General features: G+C 72.1%; 20 protein-coding genes. 14 read left to right on the top strand and 6 right to left on the bottom strand.

From position 1 onward, the window contains the following. From AB0H75_RS00730 to AB0H75_RS00710, 5 genes are all read left to right on the top strand, one after another. The gene (locus AB0H75_RS00730; protein WP_367787871.1) at window positions 1-663 is read left to right on the top strand and encodes a neutral zinc metallopeptidase; all 663 of its coding nucleotides are present in this window, start codon (window positions 1-3) and stop codon (window positions 661-663) included. Between the two features lie 115 nt (window positions 664-778). Beyond that, window positions 779-1036, top strand: a complete 258-nt coding sequence (locus AB0H75_RS00725) for a WhiB family transcriptional regulator (protein WP_367787869.1) — start codon at window positions 779-781, stop codon at window positions 1034-1036. A gap of 28 nt (window positions 1037-1064) precedes the next feature. Next, window positions 1065-1748 (top strand): CPBP family glutamic-type intramembrane protease, encoded by a 684-nt coding sequence (locus AB0H75_RS00720; protein ID WP_367787867.1) that lies wholly within the window; start codon window positions 1065-1067, stop codon window positions 1746-1748. Window positions 1749-1965: 217 nt separating this feature from the next. Beyond that, window positions 1966-2166, top strand: a complete 201-nt coding sequence (locus AB0H75_RS00715; protein WP_367787865.1) for a type II toxin-antitoxin system VapB family antitoxin — start codon at window positions 1966-1968, stop codon at window positions 2164-2166. Beyond that, window positions 2160-2591: a PIN domain nuclease gene (locus tag AB0H75_RS00710; RefSeq protein ID WP_367787864.1), complete on the top strand. Its 432-nt coding sequence runs from the start codon at window positions 2160-2162 to the stop codon at window positions 2589-2591. Before AB0H75_RS00715 ends, AB0H75_RS00710 begins: the two co-directional genes overlap by 7 nt. Window positions 2592-2600: 9 nt before the next feature. Here the strand turns inward: AB0H75_RS00710 and AB0H75_RS00705 are convergent, their stop codons facing one another. After that, the gene (locus tag AB0H75_RS00705; RefSeq protein ID WP_367787861.1) at window positions 2601-3320 is read right to left on the bottom strand and encodes a PIG-L deacetylase family protein; all 720 of its coding nucleotides are present in this window, start codon (window positions 3318-3320) and stop codon (window positions 2601-2603) included. A 129-nt stretch (window positions 3321-3449) separates the two neighbouring features. On the opposite strand from AB0H75_RS00705, the gene pcrA reads away from it, so the two are divergent. Further along, window positions 3450-5681 (top strand): DNA helicase PcrA, encoded by a 2232-nt coding sequence (gene pcrA / locus AB0H75_RS00700; RefSeq protein ID WP_367790446.1) that lies wholly within the window; start codon window positions 3450-3452, stop codon window positions 5679-5681. 65 nt (window positions 5682-5746) lie between these two features. Here pcrA and AB0H75_RS00695 read toward each other — a convergent pair whose 3' ends face one another. The 3 genes from AB0H75_RS00695 to AB0H75_RS00685 all read right to left on the bottom strand — a co-directional run bounded on the left by AB0H75_RS00695 (window position 5747) and on the right by AB0H75_RS00685 (window position 8696). Then, entirely contained in the window at window positions 5747-6703 is a 957-nt protein-coding gene (locus tag AB0H75_RS00695; protein WP_367787857.1) for a L,D-transpeptidase, read from the bottom strand. Between the two features lie 149 nt (window positions 6704-6852). Further along, window positions 6853-7485 carry a response regulator gene (locus AB0H75_RS00690; RefSeq protein ID WP_367787855.1) on the bottom strand — a complete coding sequence of 211 codons (633 nt, stop codon included), beginning with the start codon at window positions 7483-7485 and terminating at the stop codon, window positions 6853-6855. Further along, window positions 7482-8696, bottom strand: coding sequence for a PspC domain-containing protein (locus AB0H75_RS00685; RefSeq protein WP_367787852.1), 1215 nt, complete (start codon window positions 8694-8696; stop codon window positions 7482-7484). The genes AB0H75_RS00690 and AB0H75_RS00685 overlap by 4 nt, the downstream gene beginning before the upstream one ends. 114 nt (window positions 8697-8810) lie before the next feature. Here AB0H75_RS00685 and AB0H75_RS00680 point away from each other — a divergent pair, with 114 nt between their 5' ends. The 8 genes from AB0H75_RS00680 to AB0H75_RS00645 all read left to right on the top strand — a co-directional run bounded on the left by AB0H75_RS00680 (window position 8811) and on the right by AB0H75_RS00645 (window position 19166). Further along, entirely contained in the window at window positions 8811-10478 is a 1668-nt protein-coding gene (locus AB0H75_RS00680; RefSeq protein WP_367787849.1) for a PspC domain-containing protein, read from the top strand. Continuing rightward, a complete protein-coding gene (locus AB0H75_RS00675; protein WP_367787846.1) occupies window positions 10468-10671 on the top strand; it encodes a hypothetical protein in 204 nt (67 codons plus the stop codon). The genes AB0H75_RS00680 and AB0H75_RS00675 overlap by 11 nt, the downstream gene beginning before the upstream one ends. A 73-nt stretch (window positions 10672-10744) precedes the next feature. After that, complete coding sequence (locus AB0H75_RS00670) at window positions 10745-11227, top strand: (2Fe-2S)-binding protein (protein ID WP_367787843.1); 483 nt, start codon at window positions 10745-10747, stop codon at window positions 11225-11227. After that, window positions 11224-13557 (top strand): xanthine dehydrogenase family protein molybdopterin-binding subunit, encoded by a 2334-nt coding sequence (locus AB0H75_RS00665; RefSeq protein WP_367787841.1) that lies wholly within the window; start codon window positions 11224-11226, stop codon window positions 13555-13557. The genes AB0H75_RS00670 and AB0H75_RS00665 overlap by 4 nt, the downstream gene beginning before the upstream one ends. After that, complete coding sequence (locus AB0H75_RS00660) at window positions 13554-14408, top strand: xanthine dehydrogenase family protein subunit M (protein WP_367787838.1); 855 nt, start codon at window positions 13554-13556, stop codon at window positions 14406-14408. Before AB0H75_RS00665 ends, AB0H75_RS00660 begins: the two co-directional genes overlap by 4 nt. 91 nt (window positions 14409-14499) lie before the next feature. Further along, a complete protein-coding gene (locus AB0H75_RS00655) occupies window positions 14500-15303 on the top strand; it encodes an SRPBCC family protein (protein WP_367787836.1) in 804 nt (267 codons plus the stop codon). Between the two features lie 93 nt (window positions 15304-15396). Beyond that, entirely contained in the window at window positions 15397-18111 is a 2715-nt protein-coding gene (locus AB0H75_RS00650; RefSeq protein WP_367787833.1) for a CDP-glycerol glycerophosphotransferase family protein, read from the top strand. Next, window positions 18108-19166 (top strand): glycosyltransferase, encoded by a 1059-nt coding sequence (locus AB0H75_RS00645; protein ID WP_367787830.1) that lies wholly within the window; start codon window positions 18108-18110, stop codon window positions 19164-19166. Before AB0H75_RS00650 ends, AB0H75_RS00645 begins: the two co-directional genes overlap by 4 nt. A gap of 91 nt (window positions 19167-19257) precedes the next feature. Here the strand turns inward: AB0H75_RS00645 and AB0H75_RS00640 are convergent, their stop codons facing one another. Both AB0H75_RS00640 and AB0H75_RS00635 read right to left on the bottom strand, forming a co-directional pair. Further along, entirely contained in the window at window positions 19258-20298 is a 1041-nt protein-coding gene (locus AB0H75_RS00640; RefSeq protein WP_367787828.1) for a sulfotransferase, read from the bottom strand. A 21-nt stretch (window positions 20299-20319) separates the two neighbouring features. Next, a complete protein-coding gene (locus AB0H75_RS00635; protein WP_367787825.1) occupies window positions 20320-21147 on the bottom strand; it encodes a CDP-alcohol phosphatidyltransferase family protein in 828 nt (275 codons plus the stop codon). Window positions 21148-21170: the final 23 nt, after the last annotated feature.

Below are 21170 nucleotides of genomic sequence, written 5' to 3'. Positions count from 1 at the left end.
GTGACTCGTGCGCTCCTCCGTCCGCTGCTGGCCCTCCTCACCCTCCTCGCCCTGTCGGCCACCGTCCTGTCCTGCGGCGTGTCCCGGGCCCCGTCGATGGACCCGCAAGGCGACGACTCCTTCGACGACGACATCCGCACGGCGCGGACGCTGACCGAGGAGTACTGGAAGCAGCAGTTCGCCCGGCTCGGCCGGACCTACCGGCCCATCACCGACTTCGTCCCCTACTCCGGCTCCGCCGGGCCGAGCTGCGGCGACCAGCCCGCCGTCCCCAACAACGCCTTCTACTGCCCCGCGGGCCACTTCATCGCCTACGACCGGAGCTGGATGGAGGGGCTGTGGACCGAGATGGGCGACGGCTCGGTGTACGTGATCATCCCGCACGAGTTCGGGCACTCGATCCAGGCCCAGCTCCGCTCCGGCTTCCAGCTCAACGTCCAGGCCGAGCTGCAGGCCGACTGCTACGCGGGTGGCACCCTGTCGGCCCTGGTGAGCTCGGGCGCGCTGCGCGCCGAGGAGGGGGACGAGGACGAGTTGCTGCTGAGCCTGGCGGCGGCCGGCGACCCCACGGACGACTGGCTGAACCCGTCCGCCCACGGCACCGCCGAGCAGCGGCAGTCGTCGTTCGCCCGGGGGTACCGGAGCGGGGTGGACGCCTGCTGAGGGCGTCCATCGACCGCGCCCGCGCGCGGGTGGCCCGCCGGTAGCCCGTGGGTGTACGCGCCGATCAACCCGCAGGATGATGTGGACGATCATGACTGGGCCGTACCGTTGGACCATGCAATCGGCGGAGATCGGCTGGCTGCGCCGGGGGGCGTGCAGGTCCAGCGACCCTGACCTCTTCTTCCCCCTGGCCCCCTCACCCCTCCAGGAGGCGCGGGCCAAAGCGGTCTGCGCGGGCTGCCAGGTGCTGCAGGAGTGCCGCTCGTACGCGCTGAGAGCCGGCGAGCCGGAGGGCATCTGGGGCGGCCTCACCCCGCAGGAGCGCCGCCGTTCCCGCTTCCCGGCCGGCTGGCGCGGCTCCGCCGCCTCCTGACCGGCGGGCGGCGGCGTAGCCTGCAAGGATGATCCTCCCATCGGTCGCCGTGCTCGCCGCCGCCAACATCATGAACAACAAGGTCGCCCCCCGCCTGGGCCCCCTGTCCTCCGCCCTCGCGACCGCCGCCCTCGTGGCGATGGCCCGCAGGTCGGGCCTGTCGTGGGAGGAGATGGGGTTCGAGCACGGGCGGCGCGGCGCGGTCACGGGCGGCGTCCTGGCGGGCGTGGTGGCCGCCGGCTACGCGGCCGGCGTCGCGCTGCCGCGCACGAGGCCGCTCTTCCACGACGAGCGCGCCCTGTCGCTCTCCCGCGCCCGCGTCCTGGAGGAGGCCCTGGTCCAGGTCCCGCTGGGCACGGTCCTGCTGGAGGAGGTCGGCTTCCGCGGCGCCCTCTACGCCATGCTGCGCCGCCGGCACGGCACGGCGGCGGCCACGGCGCTCTCCTCGGCCCTGTTCGGCCTGTGGCACATCCTGCCGGCCGTCGACATGGCCCGCGCCAACCCGGCCCTCGGCGCCCTGACCGCCGGTGAGTCGCCCGGTCACCTCGACACGGCCCGGGTGGTGGCGGGGAGCGTGGTGTCCACGGCGGCGGCCGGGGTGCTGTTCTGCGAGCTGCGCCGGCGCCGCGGCCTGCTGGCGCCGGTGATGGTGCATCTGTCCACCAACTCCCTGGGCTACCTGTTCGCGCGCATTGCCGCGAAGGCGAAGTAAGCCGGCCGCCCGCGCCTCCCGCGATCATCCGCGGGAGGGGAATCCTTACGCGACGGGTGAGGATCCTGCACTGTTCTTGGACCGTTCCAGAGGTTTCTCATGTCCATGCCTTACCGTCCTGCGAGCGTGTTCCCCCGCGGCCGGTGCCGTCGCGGGGAACGCGTATATCAAGATCATTTTTTCTGATACCCGGTGGAGGACACGGAGGTGGTGCCGCATGCGCACGGTCATCGACATCGACAAGGATCTCCTGGAAGTGGCCCGGCACGAGCTGGGCACTTCGACGACGAAGGAGACGATCGACGCGGCCCTGAGGGAGGTCGCCGGGCGGGCGAGGCGCCGCGAGGCCTTCGAGTACTGGTGTTCCCGGGACAACACGGACCTGCTGGACCCGGAGCTGATGAAGCAAGCGTGGTAGCCACGGGCGTGGTCTACCTGATCGACAAGAGCGCGCTGGCGCGCATGCCGCACCCGGCGGTGGCCCGTGCGCTCAAGCCGCTCATGCTCGACAAGATGCTGGCGGTCTGCGAGGTCACGCAACTGGAGGTGCTCTTCAGCGCCCGCGACCCGCGGGGTTACGCGCAGGACACCCGGCACCTGCGCGACGACTTCCGGCTGCTGTCCATCACGGAGAAGGAGGTGGGGGCGCGCGCCCTCGACGTCCAGGCGATGCTGGCGCGCGGGTCGCACCACCGGACCGTCGGGCCGGGAGACCTGCTCATCGCCGCCTGCGCGGAGGTCCACGGGGCGACCGTGCTGCACTACGACCGGGACTTCGACGTCATCTCCGAGGTCACCGGGCAGCCCGCGCTCTGGGTGGTGCCGCCCGGCTCCGTCCCGTGAAAGGCCCCGTCAGGCCGTGGGGACGACCTGGAACGCCTCGGCGTAGCGGTCCTCCTCGAAGCCGGCCTGCCGGGCCCAGGCGGCGAAGCGGCCCTTGACCGTCTCGGCGAACCCCTCCACGTGCGAGACCTGGCTCACGTGCGCCTGCAGGGCCGCGAGCTTGCGGTCGAGGACGCCGGTGATGTCCACGTAGTGGTCGGGTGCCGGGCCCCCGGTCAGCCAGACCTCGCGCACGGTCCACGCCTCCAGGCCCTCCTCCAGCAGCAGCTCGGGGAAGGCGTACGGGTTGCGGGCGTCGGGGTAGACGGCGTCCAGGGTGGCGCCGCCGACGGCGCGGTGGTCGGGGTGGCTCGGCGCGATGAAGCGGTAGTTGCGGTCGGGGTGGTGCGTGACCACCAGGTCGGGACGGACCTGGCGGATCACCCGGGCGATGGAGCGCCGCAGCTCCAGCGACGGCACCACCTGGCCGTCCGGGTGGCCGAGGAAGCGCACGTCCGTCACGCCCACGGCCTTGGCCGCGGCGCGCTGCTCGGCCCTGCGCAGCTCGGCCATGCCCGTGTTGTCCAGGGTGCGCTCATTGCCGCCCGCGTCGCCGTCGGTGACCAGCAGATACGTCACCTCCACGCCCCGGTCCACGAAGAGCGCCACGCTCCCCGCCGAGCCGAAGTCGGCGTCGTCGGGATGCGCGGTCACGACGAGCACCCGGTTGATCTCGGCCTCCGGCAGCATGGCTCTCCTCCCGCAATCTTTCTCCTGAGTGGAAGAACCGGCACCCGGCGGACGGCATTCCGGGCACCGTTTGTCGGCGGAGCGTCTTAACCTAGGTGGGTGCCGACCCAAGTCTCTGTTGACCACCCCTTGCTCGACGGTCTCAACCCGCAACAGCGCGAGGCCGTGCTCCATCACGGCAGTCCGCTGCTCATCGTGGCGGGAGCGGGGTCGGGGAAGACTCGGGTGCTCACCCACCGCATCGCCTACCTGCTGGCCGAGCGCGACGTGCATCCGGGCGAGATCCTGGCGATCACGTTCACCAACAAGGCCGCCAAGGAGATGAAGGAGCGCATCGACAAGCTCATCGGGCCGCGGTCGCGGGCGATGTGGGTGATGACGTTCCACAGCGCGTGCATGCGCATCCTGCGGCGCGAGGCCAAGCGGCTCGGGTTCCCCTCCAGCTTCTCGATCTACGACCAGGCCGACTCGCAGCGGCTCATGGCGATGGTCTGCCGCGAGATGGACCTCGACCCCAAGCGCTATCCGCCGCGCTCGTTCTCGGCGCAGGTCAGCAACTTCAAGAACGAGCTGATCGACTACGAGACGGCGCTCGACAAAGCGGGCTCGCACCTGGAGAAGACGCTCGCGCAGGCCTACAAGTCCTATCAGCTCAAGCTCACCGAGGCCGGGGCGATGGACTTCGACGACATCATCATGAACACGGTGACGTTGTTCCAGCTCTTCCCCGACGTCGCCGAGCACTACCGGATGCGCTTCCGCCACGTCCTGGTCGACGAATACCAGGACACCAACCACGCCCAGTACATCCTGATCAGGGAGCTGGTGGGGCACCCCGAGCTGCGCACGGCCGACGGCGAGCTGGTGCGCTCCGGCACGGGCCAGTCCGAGCTGTGCGTGGTGGGCGACGCCGACCAGTCCATCTACGCCTTCCGCGGCGCGACGATCCGCAACATCCTGGAGTTCGAGCGCGACTATCCCGACGCCCGCACGATCCTGCTGGAGCAGAACTACCGCTCCACCCAGAACATCCTGGCCGCGGCCAACGCCGTCATCTCCCGCAACGAGTCGCGCAAGCCGAAGAACCTCTGGTCCGACCAGGGCGACGGCCCCAAGATCGTCGGTTACGTCGCCGACAACGAGCACGACGAGGCCATGTTCGTGGCCCAGGAGGTCGACCGGCTGAGCGACGAGGAGGGCGTCAAGCCGAGCGAGGTGGCGGTCTTCTACCGCACCAACGCCGCCTCCCGCGTGTTCGAGGAGATCTTCATCCGCACCGGGCTGCCTTACAAGGTGGTCGGGGGCGTGCGCTTCTACGAGCGCAAGGAGGTCAAGGACCTGCTGGCCTACCTGCGGGTGCTGGCCAACCCGGGCGACGTGGTGTCGCTGCGGCGCATACTCAACGTCCCCAAGCGGGGCATCGGGGAGCGCGCCGAGGCGATGATCGAGGCGCTGGCCTCGCGCGAGCGGATCACCTACTGGGAGGCGCTGCGGCGGGCCGACGAGGCTTATGGCATGGCCACGCGCTCGCTCAACGCGGTGCGCGAGTTCGTCGCGATGATGGAGGAGCTGATCGGCAAGGCCGAGGGGGTGCCGCCGTCGGCGCTGGCCGAGGAGGTGCTGGTGGCCACCGGCTACCGCGCCGAGCTGGAGGCGTCGGAGGACCCCCAGGACGAGTCCCGCCTGGAGAACCTCAACGAGCTGATCTCGGTGGCCTCGGAGTTCGAGGAGGCCAATCCCGAGGGCACGCTGGTGGAGTTCCTGGAGCAGGTCTCGCTGGTGGCCGACGCCGACCAGATCCCCGACTCCGACGGCGGGCAGGGCGTGGTCACGCTGATGACCCTGCACACCGCCAAGGGCCTGGAGTTCCCGGTGGTGTTCCTGACGGCCATGGAGGACGGCGTCTTCCCGCACGTGCGGTCGCTGGGCGAGCCGAAGGAGCTGGAGGAGGAGCGGCGACTGGCCTACGTCGGCATCACCCGGGCACAGAAGCGGCTCTACCTGACGCGGGCGGCCGTGCGCAGCTCGTGGGGGGCGCCGTCGTTCAACCCCGCCTCGCGCTTCGTCGGCGAGGTGCCGGGCACGCTCATCGAGTGGCGCACCGACCCGGAGAAGTCGGCGTGGAGCGCCGCCACCCGCAAGGAGCCCGCGGCCCGGCCGGCGCCGGCCAGGGGCGGCGCGGGGGGCGGGCGCAAGGTGCCGTCGCTGGCGCCCGGCGACCGGGTGACGCACGACCAGTTCGGGCTGGGCACGGTGGTGTCCGTGGACGGGGTGGCCGAGCGCACCAAGGTCAAGGTCGACTTCGGCAGCGGCGGGGAGAAGACGCTGCTGCTGGCGTACGCGCCTCTCGAAAAGTTGTGAGGAAAGGGGCGCGCCGCTGGCGTCCAGGATCTGCCGGCGGCGCGCCCCTTCGTCACGGGGATCCCTTACGAGAGGGCGCTGCCCTTCTTCCACTGGCTGTAGCTGAGCTGCCAGTAGCTCCAGCCGTTGTTCCACTGGAGCTTGCGCTTGGTGCCGGTGATCTTCACGACGTCGCCGCGCTGGGCGAGGTTGTAGAACCACTTGGCGCCTTCGGGGGTGGCGCGGACGCAGCCGTGGCTCTGGTTGGAGCGGCCGAGGTACTGGTAGTAGCCGGCGCTCTGGTGGACGTACTCGCCGCTGTCGGAGATCCGCACGGCCCAGGGGATCTCCTCCTTGTAGTAGCGCGGGTCCTTCGGGTCCGTCACGCCCATCCAGGAGGAGGTCATGGTCTCCACGGCCTTCTTGCCCATGGTGAGGTGCACGCCGCTGGTGGTGAGGTAGACGTCCACACCGTTGCGGATCAGGCCGCCGCGGCCGGCGCTGATCGGGATCTTCTTGGCCAGCTTGCCGTTGCGGTAGACCTTCATCACGTGCTTCTTGGTGTCGACGAGCGAGACGTTCTGCGCGCCGACGGCGAAGCGGCGGGAGACGTCCTTGGCGCCGGTGTTGCCGGGCAGCTCGGACAGCCGCGCGGTGAACAGCACCTTCTGGTACGGCTTCCAGTACGCCTTCGTCCGGTAGATGACCTTGCGGGCCGACACCCACCGCCAGGCGCCCTCGTTGGGCTTGTCCGACTCCACCTGCAGCAGCGCCTCGACCGTCGCGCGGTCCCTGGGCTTCACGTCGCGGTCGAAGGTGACGATGATCGGGAAGCCGACGCCCACCTTCTCGGTCTTCTCCCCCATGGGAGTGATGTCCGCGATGTCGAGCTTGATCTTCCTGGTGGGCTGGGGCGTGGCGGCCGGGGTGGTGGCGGCCGCGACGGGGACGGCGATCTGGGGCCGGCTGGCGGCCTGGGAGTCGCCCGAGGGAACGGGGGCGGTCTCCGCCGCGCAGGCCGTCGCGACGACCAAGGCGACCAAAGCCGGAAATATCCGGATGACGCGCTTCAAGGGGGTTACTCCTGGACTGTGGTGCTAGCTTCTACCTCCTGTGTGACAACTGAGACGGCTGTTTCGGCGTCAGATCCGCTATAACATTCTTGTAACGGTCCAAAAAGGGCCTTTCGGCCTCAGACCAGACGGCGGGCGGTGGCCCAGCGGGACAGCTCGTGGCGGTTGGACAGCTGCAGCTTGCGCAGCACCGACGACACGTGCGTCTCCACGGTCTTGACCGAGATGAACAGCTCCTTGGCGATCTCCTTGTACGCGTACCCGCGCGCGATCAGCCGCAGCACCTCGCGCTCGCGCTGGGTCAGTGAGTCCAGCTCGGGATCGATCGAGGGCGCCTCGGTGGAGGCGAACGCGTCCAGCACGAACCCCGCCAGGCGCGGCGAGAACACCGCGTCGCCCTCGGCCACCCGGCGGATGGCGTCGGTCAGCTCCTTGCCGCTGATGTTCTTGGTGACGTAGCCGCGCGCGCCGCCCCGGATGACGCCGATGACGTCCTCGGCGGCGTCCGACACCGACAGCGCGAGGAAGCGCACCTGCGAGCCGGAGCCCAGCACGCGGCGCAGGACCTCCTGGCCGCCGCCGCCCGGCATGTGCACGTCCAGCAGGACCACGTCCGGTTCGAGCCCGGCGATGGCCTTGACCGCCGACTCGACGTCCTCGGCCTCGCCCACGACCTCGATCGAGTCGCCCAGCTCGGCGCGCACGCCGGAGCGGAACAGCCGGTGATCGTCGACGATCAGCACGCGCGTCATTCTTTCTCCACCTTCATCGTCAGGATCACTTCCGTGCCCTCTCCCGGCTCGGTGCGGAGCCGGGCCGTGCCGCCATGCCGTTCCATTCTCCCGATGATGGACTCCCTGATCCCCATCCGGTCGAGCGGCACCGCGTCGAGGTCGAAGCCCTTGCCCCGATCCTTCACGAAAACCGTGACTTCTTCACCCTCTACTTCTGCGTAGACGGATATGGAGGTGCTTTCAGAGTATTTCGCGGCGTTGACCATCGCCTGCCGGGCCGCCTTCATCATGGCCCCGAGCCGCCCGCCCGAGTCGAAGGCCACGTCACCGACGCAGACCACCTCGATCGGCACGCCGTGCGCGTCCTCCTCCTCGGCCGCGATGCGGCGCACGGCCGCCGCCACCGTCGCGTCGGCGTCCTGGGCCGGCTGGTAGAGCCAGTTGCGCAGCTCGCGTTCCTGGGAGCGGGCCAGGCGGGCCACCTCGCGCGGGTCGTGCGCGACGCGCTGGATCAGCGTCAGGGTGTGCAGCACCGAGTCGTGCACCATCGCGGCCACCTCGGCGCGCTCCTCCTGCCTGATGCGCTCGCGCCGTTCGAGCTGCAGCTCCTTCCACAGGCCGGCCAGCCAGGGCGCGGCGATCACCGCCAGGCCGCCCACCACCACGACGGTGAACAACATGCCGGGACGCGCCTGGGCCAGCTCGCCCTGCGAGTACAGGAACCCGGCCGCGCCGATCACCACCAGCACCACGCCGAGCAGCGTGCGCACGCGGTTCTTCCTGATGCTGAGCGCCGCCCCGCTCATCCAGCTCCGGCGCCGTTCAGGATCGGCCTGCTGCCACAGGATCAGCGCGCCGATGCCGCCCACCGCGAACGGCAACATCCCGATGCCGCCCGCCGAGGCGCCCGTCGCCCAGCCGAACGCGGCCAGCGCCACCCCGATCGCGGTGAACGCGGCGAGCTGGCTCCAGTCGCGCTGCGGCGGCGGGCCCTCGTAGGGCTCCCGGGGCGTGATCATCCACAGCACCGCGTAGGCCGCCATGCCGACCCCGCCCACGACGCTGAGCAGCACGAACATCAGCCGGATCACCACGGGGTCCAGCTTGAGCTGCGCCGCCAGCCCCTGGGCCACCCCGCCGGCGAGGCGGCCCTCCATCGGGCGCATCATGCGCCGGTACGACGCCTGTCCGCCGGCGCCCGGCTCGGCGAGTGTCTTCTGGTCAGCCATAACACTGCCATGGTCACACGTCGGGGGCGGGCCGGACATCAGGGAACGACCCCCAGGGTCGGGTCAGGGGTCTCCCGGATGCGGGCGGCGGGCCGGTGGGGCCACGATGGTTCCATGACAGAAGCTCCGCCCAGGGAACCGGCCGCTCCCCCCACCGTACTGCGGCGCAGCAGTGAGGGGCGCATCCTCATGGGGGTGTGCTCGGGGCTCGGGCGGCACACGGGCATCGATCCGGTGGTGTTCCGGGTGGCCTTCGCCGTGCTGCTGCTCGGCTCGGGTGTGGGGCTCTTCCTGTACATCGCGGCGTTCCTGCTGATGAAGGAGCCCACGGGCAGCCCGGGGCTCATCGAGCAGTGGACGCGGCGCGACTTCGACGCCGAGACGGTGATGGCGCTGCTGACGGCGGTGCTCGGGTTCGGGCTGGGGCTCAACCTGGCCACGGTCTGGATCGACGCGGGGACGCTCGTGGTGGGCGTGTTCCTGGCGGTGTCGCTGCTGGCCGCGCACGCCAACGGGGTCGATCTGCTGGGGCTGGCCCGGTCGATGCCGGAGCGGCTGGGCCGCCGGGCGCGGGCCGAGCGGCCCGCGCCGTCCTACACCAGCCCCCCGCCCACGCCTCCGGTCCACCCGGCCGAGGAGACCTGGCTGCACGCCGTCCCGACGCCGGTGAGCGAGCCGGTCGCGGGTGCGACGGTCGCGGGCGAGCCAGGCGCGGGCGAGCCGGTGGCGAGTGAGCCGATTGCGGATGAACCGGTCGCGAGTGAGCCGATTGCGGGTGAACCGGTCGCGAGTGAGCCGATTGCGGGTGAACCGGTCGCGAGTGAGCCAGGCGCGGGCGGGCCGGTCGCGGGTGCGACGGCGATCCAGCCGGGTCTCCCCGGCCAGCCCGCCCCGGCGCCCGCGGCCGGGCCCGGGGAGGGTTCCGAGGCAGGGCCGCGGCCGCGGGTCCCGGACGCCGTGACGGCCGAGCACCCCGTGCCGCCGTACCAGCCGCTCCGGCCCCAGCCTCAGCCCAGGACCACCGTCGCCTACGGCGAGCCGTTCGCCCCGAACGGCCCCTATCGGCCCCTGGACCCGGCCAGGCGCTCCGGCGGCGGCTACTCGCCGTACGACCCGGCCCTGTACGGCCGCCCCGTCCCGCGCCGGCCGCAACCCGAACGGCGCCCCAAGTCGTTCATCGGCAGCATCACCATCCTGCTGGCAATCATCATGGGAGGGATCGTCGTGGCGGTCCAGAGCAGATCGGCCGCCGGTGTGAGCCCGACCGTCGTCGGCGGCGCGATGCTCATCACGATCGGCGCGGGCCTGCTGGTGGCGGCCTGGTGGGGGCGCGGCGCCGGGCTGGTGGCCGCCGGCGTCACGGTGGCGCTCGCGGTGAGCGCCGGGTTCATGCTGGGCGGCGTCCCGCGCAACGTCGGCTCGTCCGAGTGGTCCCCGGTCACGCTGGCCGACCTGGGCGCGACCCCGGTCTACGACGTCGGCGTCGGCGACGGCCGGCTGGACCTGTCGGAGCTGGAGCTGGCTCCGGGCACGAGGGCGACGGTCGAGGCCAGGGTCGCGGTCGGCACGCTGGAGGTGATCGTGCCGCCCTCGGTGCGGCTGGAGGTGCACGCCGCCAACCGGGTCGGCGACATCACGATCGACCAGTCGATCAGGGGCGGTGTGGACATCCGCCTGGACCGGGTGCTGGAGCCGGAGACCAGGCCGAAGGGCGCGGTCCCCACGCTCGTGCTCAACCTGAAGGGCGGGCTCGGTGACATGGAGGTGCGGCGTGGCGCGTGAGATGGACCGGCCGCGGCGCGTGCACCGCACCGACTGGATGGCGTTGCTGAGCGGGCTGCTCTTCATCGCTCTGGGGATCATGGTGGTGATCCGGGGGATCACGGACGCGCTGGTCCTGATCGGTCTGCTGATGCTAGGGCTGGCCTTCGCGGGCCTGGTGGCGATCGTGGCGCGGGTGGTTCGCGGTAAGTAACCCTTGACCGGGCGAAACACGAGCGTAATTTCGGGGGTGTCCGCCTTTCCCCTGCTCCTGAGAGGGAGGACGTATGCCCCGCATCTCCGTCACCGTGGACGGGATCACCTACGAGGAGGACGTCGAGCCGCGGCTCCTGCTCGTCCATCTGCTACGAGAACGCCTGGGCAAGACCGGCACCCCGATCGGCTGCGACACGAGCAACTGCGGCGCCTGCACCGTCATGCTGGACGGGAAGAGCGCGAAGAGCTGCTCGGTGCTGGCCGTCCAGGCCGACGGCTGCGAGGTCGTCACCATCGAGGGCCTGGGTGCCAACGGCTCGATGCACCCGATGCAGCGGGCCTTCCACGAAGAGCACGCGCTGCAGTGCGGCTACTGCACGCCCGGCATGGTCATGGCGGCGATCGACCTCCTGCGTGACGACCCCGACCCGTCGGAGGAGACCGTCCGGCAGGGGCTGGAGGGCAACCTGTGCCGTTGCACCGGCTACTGCAACATCGTCCGGGCCGTGCGCCGGGGCGCGCAGGAGATGGGACAGGCGGTGAGCGCGCCATGACCGTCCAGGAGGTCGGGCGGCCCCGCCGGCGCAAGGAGGACCAGCGGCTGCTGACGGGGCGCACGAGGTGGACGGACAACCTGGCGCTGCCGGGCATGCTGCACGTGGTGTTCCTGCGCAGCCCGATGGCGCACGCCAGGATCACCAGGGTGGACGTGTCGGGGGCGCGCGGTCTGCCCGGGGTGGTGGCGGCCTTCAGCGGCCAGGACTTCGCCGGGGAGCAGGGCAGCCTGCCGTGCGGCTGGCCGGTGAGCGAGGACATCGTCATCCCCGACCACCCGCCGATGGCGGTCTCCGAGGTCCGGTACGTGGGCGAGGCCGTGGCCTGCGTGGTCGCGACCGACCGCTACCGGGCGGCGGACGCCGTCGAGGCCATCGAGATCGACTACGAGCCGCTCGACCCGGTGCTCGACATGAACGAGGCGCTGCGGCCGGACAGCCCCAAGGTGCACGAGGCGGGCAACCGCGCCTACACCTTCAACCTCGCCTCCGGGGACGTCGAGGCGGCCTTCAGGGACGCGCCCGTGGTCATCGACCGGACCTACGTCCAGCAGCGCCTCATCCCGAGCGCGATGGAGCCGCGGGCGGTCGCGGTCGGCACCGACGGCGACACGTACACGGTGTGGTCGTCCACGCAGATCCCGCACATCCTGCGGATCATGCTGGCCGTGATCACCGGCGTCCCGGAGCAGCGCATCCGGGTGATCGCGCCGGACGTGGGCGGCGGGTTCGGCTCCAAGCTCCAGGTCACCGCCGAGGAGGTGCTGTGCCTGCTGCTCGCCCGCAGGCTCGGCCGCCCGGTCAAGTGGACCGAGAGCCGCTCCGAGGGCAACCTGACCGTGCACCACGGCCGGGACCAGATCCAGCACGTCCGGCTGGCGGCCGACGCCGACGGGCGGCTGCGCGGCCTCCAGGTGGAGCTGCTGGCCGACATGGGCGCGTACCTGATGCTGGTGACGCCGGGCATCCCGCTGCTCGGCGCGCAGCTGTTCAACGCGATCTACAAGATGGACGCCTACGCGTTCGGCTGCACGGGCGTGTTCACCACGAAGATGCCGACCGACGCCTACCGGGGCGCGGGCCGGCCGGAGGCCACGTTCGCGATCGAGCGCACGATGGACGAGCTGGCCGCCGAGCTCGGCATGGACCCGATGGAGGTCCGGCGGCGCAACTGGATCAGGCACGAGGAGTTCCCCTACACCACGATCTCGGGGCTCACCTACGACTCGGGCAACTACGAGGCGGCCACCGACAGGGCGCTGGCGCTGTTCGGCTACGACAAGCTCCGCGCCGAGCAGGCCGACCGGCGCGACCGGGGCGACCCGGTGCAGCTCGGCATCGGTATCAGCACGTACACGGAGATGTGCGGGCTGGCCCCGTCCCGGCTGCTGGGCGAGGCCAACTACGCCGTGGGCGGCTGGGAGCACGGGTCGGTGCGGATGTTACCCACCGGCAAGGTCGAGGTGATCACCGGGTCCTCGCCGCACGGGCAGGGCCACGTGACGGCCTGGAGCCAGATCGTGGCCGACGCGCTCGGGGTGCCGTTCGAGGACGTCACCGTGCTGCACGGCGACACCGCGATCGCGCACAAGGGCATGGACACCTACGGCTCGCGCTCGCTGGTCGTGGGCGGCATCGCCGTGCTCAGGGCGTGCGAGAAGGTCAAGGACAAGGCCCGCACGCTGGCCGCGCACCTGCTGGAGTGCTCGCCCGACGACCTGGAGTTCGAGGCCGGCGCGTTCAAGGTACGAGGCACGGACGCGCAGCGCACGATCCAGGAGCTGGCCTACGCCGCGTTCACGGCCCACAGCCTGCCCGACGGGGTGGAGGCGCGGCTCGACTCCGACGCCACGTTCGACCCGGAGAACTACTCCTTCCCGCACGGCACCCACCTGTGCGCGGTGGAGGTGGACACCGAGACGGGCATGGCGCGGATCCGCTCGTACGTGGCCGTGGACGACATCGGCACGGTGGTGAACCCGCTCATCGCCGACGGCCAGGTCCACGGCGGCATCGCCCAGGGCATCGCGCAGGCCCTGTACGAGGAGGCCGTCTACGACGCCGACGGCAACCTGCTCACCACCACGATGGCCGACTACCTGCTGCCGACGGCGGCCGACCTGCCGGCGTTCCAGCTCGACAGGACCGAGACCCCGGCCACCAGCAACCCCCTCGGCGTCAAGGGCGTCGGCGAGGCCGGCACGATCGCCTCGACCCCGGCCGTGGTGAACGCGGTCGTGGACGCGCTGCGCCCGTCCGGCGTCCACGACGTCCCGATGCCGTGCACGCCGGAGCGCGTGTGGCGGGCCCTGGAAGGAGCGCGCCGATGATCCCCGCGCAGTTCGACTACGTCCGGCCCGGCTCGCTCGCCGAGGCGTCGCAGGCCCTGGCCGCGGACGAGGACGCCAAGGTGCTGGCCGGCGGCCAGTCGTTGCTGCCGCTGCTGCGGCTGCGGCTGGCGTACCCGTCACGGCTGGTGGACGTCGGGCGGCTGCCCGAGCTGCGGGGCGTGCACGACCGCGGCGACCACGTCTACATCGGCGCGATGACCACGCACGACGAGGTCGTGCGCTCGGAGGTGGTCAACGCCGGCTGCCCGCTGGTGGCGATGGCCTCGGCGCACGTGGCGGATCCGGCGATCCGGCACCGGGGCACGTTCGGCGGCTCGCTGGCGCACGCCGACCCGGCGGGCGACCTGCCGGCGGTGGTGCTGGCGCTGGACGGCGTGTTCGTGGCCAGGTCGGAGCGGGGCGAGCGGGAGATCCCCGCCGCCGCGTTCTTCGTCGACTACCTGGAGACCGCGCTCGACGCCGGGGAGATCCTGGCCGGGGTGAGGATCCCGAAGCTGGGCGCGGGCTGGGGCTTCCACTACGAGAAGTTCCACCGGACGGCGCAGTCGTGGGCGATCGTCGGCGTGGCGGCGGCGGTCAGGCGGACGGACGGCTCGGTCACCGAGGCCAGGATCGGGCTGACGAACATGGGCCCGACGCCGGTGCGGGCCCACGCGGCCGAGGCGGCGCTGCGGGGCGCGGAGCTGGGTGACCAGGTGCGGCAGGCGTGCGAGGAGGCGGCGGCCGACACCGATCCGCCGGCGGACCTGCACGGGCAGCCGGACTACCGCCGGCACCTGGCGAGGGTGCTGACCCACCGGGCGGTACGCGCGGCCGCGGGCGCGCCCTGACGACCATCGCGGGGGCGCCTCCCGCTGCGCCTCTTCCGGGGCGCCCCCGCGCCGTCGTAGTGTCGCAACCATCGGCAGAAGGAGCGGATCGATGGCGATGCGGTTCGAGCACGAGTTCACTGTCCCGGTCCCGGTCGAGCAGGCGTGGGCCGTGCTGCTCGACGTCGAGCGGGTCGCGCCGTGCCTGCCCGGGGCGACGCTCGACGTCCACGAGGGTGACACGTTCACCGGCAGGATGAAGGTCAAGGTCGGCCCCATCACCGTCACCTATCGCGGCTCGGCCAGGTTCGAGGACGTGGACAAGGACTCCTACGCGCTCACCATCCAGGCGTCGGGCAAGGAGGCCCGGGGCCCCGGCACGGCCTCGGCCACGGTCAGGGCCCGCATGGCGCCGCGCGAGGACGCCACGGCGGTGGTCGTGGAGACGACGTTCCACGTGACGGGGCGGCCCGCGCAGTTCGGGCGGGGCGTGATCTCCGAGGTGGGCGCGCGGCTGCTGGACCGGTTCGCCGGCAACCTGGCCGAGCTGCTGTCCGAGCCGAAGGAGCAGCCGCAGGAGCGGCCCGAGACGTCCGAGGCGTCCGAGGCTCCCGCGGCGTCCGAGGCTCCCGCGGCACCCGTGGCGGCGGTCGGCGAGGAGCCGGCGGCGGTCAACGGGGAGGAGGCGGCGGCCAAGGAGGAGGAGCGGCACCTGACGGCCGTGCCCTCCCCCTCCCCTGACGTCGCGCCGGCCCGCGAGCCGGGGACGGTCCGCACCTCGCGCACGCCCGACGAGGAGGCGCTGGACCTGCTGGAGATCGCCGGGCAGCCGGTGCTCAAGCGGCTGGCGCCGGTCGCGGGCGCGCTCGTGGCGCTGCTGGTCATCGTCTGGGTGATACGTCGCCTCAAGCGCTGATTTTCAGCAAATACTCCATCAAGTCCGGACACTTCGCCCAACCCGGGGGAAGGCCATCCCCGCAGGTAGTTCGACCAGCGGGGGGACTTGGGGATGCCGGACTGCAGCGTGGTCGTCATCACGTACAACGACGCCGCCCGCCTGCCCAGGGCCGTGCGCTCGGTGCTCGGCCAGTCGCTGCGCGACCTCGAAGTGATCATCGCCGACGACGCCAGCACGGACGACACCCCGCAGGTGGCCGCCGGCCTGGTCGCGGCCGACCCGCGGGTGCGCTATCTGCGCAGGAAGGCCAACAGCGGGCACTGCGGCGCGCCGCGCAACGACGGCGCCGAGGCGGCGGCGGCCCCGTACGTCATGTTCCTCGACAGCGACGACGAGCTGCCCCGGCACGCCTGCAAGAGCCTGCTCACCGAGATCGAGCGCACCGGGGCGGAGTTCGTCTCGGGGCAGATCTCCCGCCTGTACGAGGCCAGCGGCCGGCTGCGGCCGTACTACCCGTCGCTGTTCGCCCGGCGCCGGGTGCTGGCCGGCATCGCCGAGGACCCGGAGCTGTTCCTCGACTCCTTCAGCACCAACAAGCTCTACGACGTCGCCTGGCTGCGCGAGCGGGGGCTGCGCTTCCCCGAGGACGTCCATTACGAGGACCACGTCTTCGCCGCCGAGCTGTACGCCCTGGCCCGCCGCTTCGCGGTCGTCCCGTGGACGGTCTACCACTGGCACCGGGCCCGTGACGGCACCTCGATCTCGCTGAGCATCGACGACCTGGACAACGTCCGGCAGCGGGTCCTGGCCGCCCGGCTCAGCGACCAGCGGCTGCGCGCGCACGGGGCCGCGGACCTGGTGCCGCACCGGCAGCGCCGCTTCGTCCGGCAGGACCTGCGGGTCTACCTCAACCCGCTGCCCGCCCGCGACCTGGTGTGGGTCAAGGAGTTCGCCGCGATCGTCCGGCCGTACCTGGCGGAGGTCCCGGCCGAGGTGCTGGCGGCGGCCGCGCCGCTGGAGCAGGTGTGCTGCCGGCTCATCCTCGACGACCGGATCGAGGACCTGCGCGTCGCGGCCGGCTCGCTGACCGGGGAGCGGCCGGCCCCGCCCCGGGCGGCGGTGCGGCGCGGCGGGCGCACGTACTGGGGCACGACGGCCTCCCCCGGCCTGGACATCACCCGGCTGCACCTGGCCGAGCTGCCCTTCGCCGCCGCCCGGCTGCGGCACGAGGCGACGGAGATCGCCCGCGACGGCGACCGGGTACGGATGACCGTGCGGACCTACGACCCGTTCGGCGTGCTGGCGACGGACTGGACGGCGTTCCTGCGGCTGGGCGGCAGGCGCGTCCCGATCACCCCGCGGCCGTCCGGCGAGGGCGGCTACGTCAGCGAGATCGTCTTCACGCCCACCGGCAGGTGCGAGCCGCGCATCGGCTTCACCCGCGCCTCGGACCGGCACACCACCACGGACCGCATCATCGTGGACCCGCACCTGCGGCCGATCGAGCTGCCCGGCTGCCAGGTCCGGGCCGAGGGGTACGCGGCGTACCTGTCCGTGCGCCCGGCCCCGGCGCCGTCCCGCGGGCGGTGGCGGTGGCGGCGGCTGCGGCCGGCGCTCGGGCGGAGGGTGCGCCGCACGTTGTGGAAGCGGGTCAGCACGCCGCGGAACAAGCTGCGCGCCTACAAGCTGCTCATCAGGGTGACGCGCCCGCGCCCGGACCTCGCCCTGTTCGAGTCCGACGTCGGCAAGGGCTGCTGCGGCAGCCCGCGCGCCCTGTACGAGGAACTGCGCCGGCGCGACCTGCCGATCGAGGTGGTCTGGTCGCTGGCCAAGGGCCGCACGGGCGTCCCGCCCGGCGCCCGCCGGGTGCGGCGCGGGAGCTGGCGCCACCTCTGGACGATGGCCCGCGCCGGGATCTGGGTGGACAGCCACGGCTTCCCGCTGGACTACCCCAAGCCGCGCGGCACCCGCTACCTGCAGACCTGGCACGGCCAGGGCATCAAGTCCATCGGCTTCGACGCGCCCGACCTGCGCTCCGACTTCGACCGCCCGCGCGCCCAGTGGCGGGCCGCGGTGGCGCGCTGGGACGCGCTGGTGTCGCCGAGCGCCGAGTTCTCCCGCCTGTTCGTGCCGTCCAACGGCTACACCGGCAGGGTCTACCGGTACGGGACGCCCCGCTGCGACGCCCTGGTGCGCGGCGAGCCGGCCGGCGACGTACGCGAGCGGCTGGATCTCCCCCCTGACCGGCGGGTCCTGCTGTACGCGCCCACCTACCGCGACCGGGCGATGGGCAGCGGCCGGTCGGTGCGCGCGGACCTGGAGCTGATGGCGGAGGAGCTGGCCGGGGAGTGGGTGCTGGTGCTGCGCACCCATCCGGTGGAGCGCTACACCGTGCCCGGGCACCTGGGGCACTTCGTCCGCTCCGCCGCCTCGTACCCGGAGGTCAACGACCTGATGCTGGCCTCGGACGCGCTGCTGACGGACTACTCGTCGGTGATGTGCGACTACGCGATCACCGGCAGGCCCATGGTGTTCCTCATCGACGACTGGGACGACTACCGGCTCTCGGAGCGCGGCGTCTACCACGACCTGCCCGCCATCGCGCCCGGCCCGTGCGTGACGACCACCGAGGAGCTGGTGGACGTGCTCAGGCGGCTGGAGGAGGAGCACGCCGCCCACGCCGCCCGGTACGCGGCCTTCCGCGAGCTGTGGTGCGCCGACGAGCGCGGCGACGCGGCGGCCAGGATCGTGGACGACTTCTTCGGGACGGCCCCAGGAGCGGCCCGGGGGACTGCCCGAGGAGCTGCCCGAGGAGCGACGGCGTGAGCGTCGTCCTCGCCTGCATGGACGCCGACACGCTCGGCGGCGTCCAGCAGGTCACGCACACCCTGGCCCAGGGCCTGGCCGAGCGCGGCCACGAGGTGCACGTCATCGGCCTGCACCGGGCCCGCCGCCCGTTCCGCTACGTGGACCGTCCGCGCTACCACCGGCACGTGGTCAGCCGCGCCGAGCCCGCGACCCGCGCGGCCCGCGCCCTCGCCGACCGGCGGCTGCGCCGGCTGCTCGGCGAGATCGAGCCCGGTTACGCGATCATGACCTCGCCGTCGGCGGTGATCCGGGTACGCGGGCTGCTGCCCGCCGGGTGGCGGCCGATCGGGCAGTACCACGGCTCCTACGACCACGCCCGCGGCTGCTGGCACCTCGGCTCGATCAGGAAGCACTACCCCGGGCTCGACCAGGCGGTCTTCCTGTGCGAGGAGGACGCCGCGCGCTTCGCCGAGCACGCCCTGCTGCCCAACGCCTGGGCGCTGCCCAACCCGCTGGCCCGCTGGCCGGCCCGGACGGCCGCGCTGGCCGCGCCCCGGGTGCTGGGGGTGGGCCGCCTGGAGGGGGTCAAGCGGTTCGACCGGCTGATCAGCGCGTTCGCCCGCGCGGGCGTGCCGGAGCCGTGGGAGCTGCACCTGGTCGGCGACGGTTCCGAGCGGGACCGGCTGCGCGCGCACGCCGAGCGGGAGGGCGTCGCGGGCCGGGTGGTGTTCCGCGGGCCGGTCCCGGTCGCGGACCTGCCCGCCGAGTACCTGGGGGCGTCGGTCGTGGGGCTGACCAGCGAGCACGAGGGGCTGCCCGTGGTGCTGCTGGAGTCGGGGGCGCACGGGGTGCCGTCGGTGGCGTTCGACGTCTCGGGCGGCGTGCGCGCGGCCGGGCAGGTGCTGGTCCCGCCGGGGGACGTGGACGCCTTCGCCGCCGAGCTGGGCCGGCTGGCGGGCTCGGTGACGGAGCGGCGGCGGCTGGGGGCCGACGCCCGCGCACGGGCCGAGGCGTTCCGCCTCGACCACGTGCTGGACGGCTGGGAGCGGCTGTTCGCCCACATCGACCGCTAGGCGGGCCCGCCCCGCCGGGGGCCCGTACGGTGGCGGTTCAGATGCCAGGTTCGGTTCAGATGCCGGGTTCGGTTCGGACGGCGGGTTCGGTTCAGACGGCGGGTTCGGTGACCTCGGTGCGCTGGCGCGGCACGCCGGCCAGCGAGCGCTGGCGCGTGGTGAGCAGGGCGGCCACCGGGCTGGGCTCGCGCAGCCGGTTCAGGCGGTCGCGCATGTGCTTGCGCAGGCGGCTGGCCTTGCGCTTCTGCATGGTCTTCTGGGCGGCCACGACGTGCTCCTTGGCCGGCTTGGGGGCGCCGGTCAGCTCGTAGCCCATGGACTCCAGGCGGTCGCCGAGCATGTGCTCGCACAGGGCGATCTCCCAGTCGTCCAGCCGGCCGGCCCAGCTCCCGACGCGGCTGCGGATGACCTCGCCGTGCGTGTTGCTGTGCCAGACCTTGTGCTGCGGGACGGCGACGCTGGCCGCCTCGCGCGGGGAGATCATCGAGGAGGAGAAGTCCTCCTCCAGGAAGTGGCAGAGCTTCTTCAGCTCGGTCGCCGGGTCGTCGGTGAGGTCCTCGTAGCGCAGCTCGAAGTAGGTGTCCTCGGGCAGGGTGCGCTTGAGCCTGGCGCCGGCGTCGATGGCCTCGGCCCAGGTGGAGACGGCGTGGAAGGAGTCCAGGGTGTACCAGGGCATCTCCTTCAGCGAGGCGACGCAGTCGCGGCCGTCCCTGATGAGGTGGACGAACTGGGCGTCGGGGAACAGCCGCAGCAGCAGGTCGACCTGCTTGACGTAGCTGGGCCGCTTGTCGCCCCAGCGGGGCTTGTCGAAGCGGTCGGCGTACATGCGGAAGGCCGTGCCGATCACCGAGCCGAGCGAGCCGGGGCCCTCGACGGCCTGGCGGACGAACTCGTCCTTGTCGATCTTCAGCTCGCGGAACTTGGTGCTGCGGTCGGTGGCGATCCACTGCGCGAGCGCCTTGCGGCGGGACTCGGCGCGCAGGTCCCCCCACGTGCGGCGGCGGTAATAAGCGGGAACGAGGAAGCGCGTCTCCGGCGGCACCGCGATGCGCGGGTGCGAGTGCAGCATGAGCTGGAGCATCGTGGTGCCGGAGCGCGGACATCCGATGACGAAGACTGGCCTGTCGGACATTTCGTACTAACCCCCGAAAACTTAGACGAGAACGTCCTCTCGGCTCTGCCGAGAGGAGGCGACGGCGTGCCTGCGCGTGAAGCGCCACATCCGATAGACAAGAAAGACCTCGTTGGCCAGCAGCAGCGCGCCGGCCACCGCGGCGAGCGGGATCAGCGCCCACGTCCCCGCCAGGGGCGCGACCACGAACACCGCCGCGTGGAACTCGATGCCGCTGATCAGGTGCGAGCGCACCCGGTGCCGGGCCAGGAACCTGTTGAGGCGGCGGAAGAGGCCGGGCTCGCGCGGCACCCGGTGCAGCGGCTGGGTGTCCTCCTCCTCCGGCGCCGGCGGGCCCCCGAACTCCCGCGACACCGGCCCCTGGCCCTCCTCCCTGACGGCCTCGCGCACCCGCTTCATCTGCGGCGCGTTGACGTACCTGAACAGGTCCAGCACGGCCACCGCCGCGCCGAGGACCACGTAGCCCACCTCGCCGGTCAGGGTGTACTGCCCGTACGCCAGCCCCCCGGCGCACAGGACGACCCTGATCCGGTCGCCGACATAGTCGAGCCAGAGGCCGAAGGGCGTCCCCGTGCCCTTGAGCCTGGCGATTTTGCCGTCCACGCAGTCGATCATGAAGCTGAGATAGAAGACCACCGCGCCCGCTACGAGGTGGTTCATGGCGAAACAGGCCGCCGAAGCCGCGCCGAGGACCAGCGAGAGCACGGTGAGCCCGTTGGGCGTGATCCGGGTGCGGTTGGCGACGAAGATGGCGACCCGGCAGGCGACCGGGTCCACGAAATACACGGTCCACCAGGAGTCTCTCCGCTTGCGTGTCTCGTGGACGTCATCGAGCGAATAGGTCCTCATGCAGACCAGCATGAACACCGGGT

This window comes from Nonomuraea sp. NPDC050783 (genome assembly GCF_040802095.1).
Taxonomy (GTDB): domain Bacteria; phylum Actinomycetota; class Actinomycetes; order Streptosporangiales; family Streptosporangiaceae; genus Nonomuraea.
Note: the sequence above shows the minus strand (reverse complement) of the source record. Positions and strands in the feature narration are given on the sequence as shown.

Excerpts from the sequence above, each read along its gene's own strand:
- AB0H75_RS00725 (WP_367787869.1), top strand. The coding sequence starts at position 779 with ATGCAATCGGCGGAGATCGGCTGGCTGCGCCGGGGGGCGTGCAGGTCC.
- AB0H75_RS00720 (WP_367787867.1), top strand. The coding sequence starts at position 1,065 with ATGATCCTCCCATCGGTCGCCGTGCTCGCCGCCGCCAACATCATGAAC.
- AB0H75_RS00715 (WP_367787865.1), top strand. The coding sequence starts at position 1,966 with ATGCGCACGGTCATCGACATCGACAAGGATCTCCTGGAAGTGGCCCGG.
- AB0H75_RS00705 (WP_367787861.1), bottom strand. The coding sequence starts at position 3,320 with ATGCTGCCGGAGGCCGAGATCAACCGGGTGCTCGTCGTGACCGCGCAT.
- AB0H75_RS00690 (WP_367787855.1), bottom strand. The coding sequence starts at position 7,485 with ATGACGCGCGTGCTGATCGTCGACGATCACCGGCTGTTCCGCTCCGGC.
- AB0H75_RS00685 (WP_367787852.1), bottom strand. The coding sequence starts at position 8,696 with ATGGCTGACCAGAAGACACTCGCCGAGCCGGGCGCCGGCGGACAGGCG.
- AB0H75_RS00680 (WP_367787849.1), top strand. The coding sequence starts at position 8,811 with ATGACAGAAGCTCCGCCCAGGGAACCGGCCGCTCCCCCCACCGTACTG.
- AB0H75_RS00670 (WP_367787843.1), top strand. The coding sequence starts at position 10,745 with ATGCCCCGCATCTCCGTCACCGTGGACGGGATCACCTACGAGGAGGAC.
- AB0H75_RS00665 (WP_367787841.1), top strand. The coding sequence starts at position 11,224 with ATGACCGTCCAGGAGGTCGGGCGGCCCCGCCGGCGCAAGGAGGACCAG.
- AB0H75_RS00660 (WP_367787838.1), top strand. The coding sequence starts at position 13,554 with ATGATCCCCGCGCAGTTCGACTACGTCCGGCCCGGCTCGCTCGCCGAG.
- AB0H75_RS00655 (WP_367787836.1), top strand. The coding sequence starts at position 14,500 with ATGGCGATGCGGTTCGAGCACGAGTTCACTGTCCCGGTCCCGGTCGAG.
- AB0H75_RS00650 (WP_367787833.1), top strand. The coding sequence starts at position 15,397 with ATGCCGGACTGCAGCGTGGTCGTCATCACGTACAACGACGCCGCCCGC.
- AB0H75_RS00640 (WP_367787828.1), bottom strand. The coding sequence starts at position 20,298 with ATGTCCGACAGGCCAGTCTTCGTCATCGGATGTCCGCGCTCCGGCACC.
- AB0H75_RS00635 (WP_367787825.1), bottom strand. The coding sequence starts at position 21,147 with ATGAGGACCTATTCGCTCGATGACGTCCACGAGACACGCAAGCGGAGA.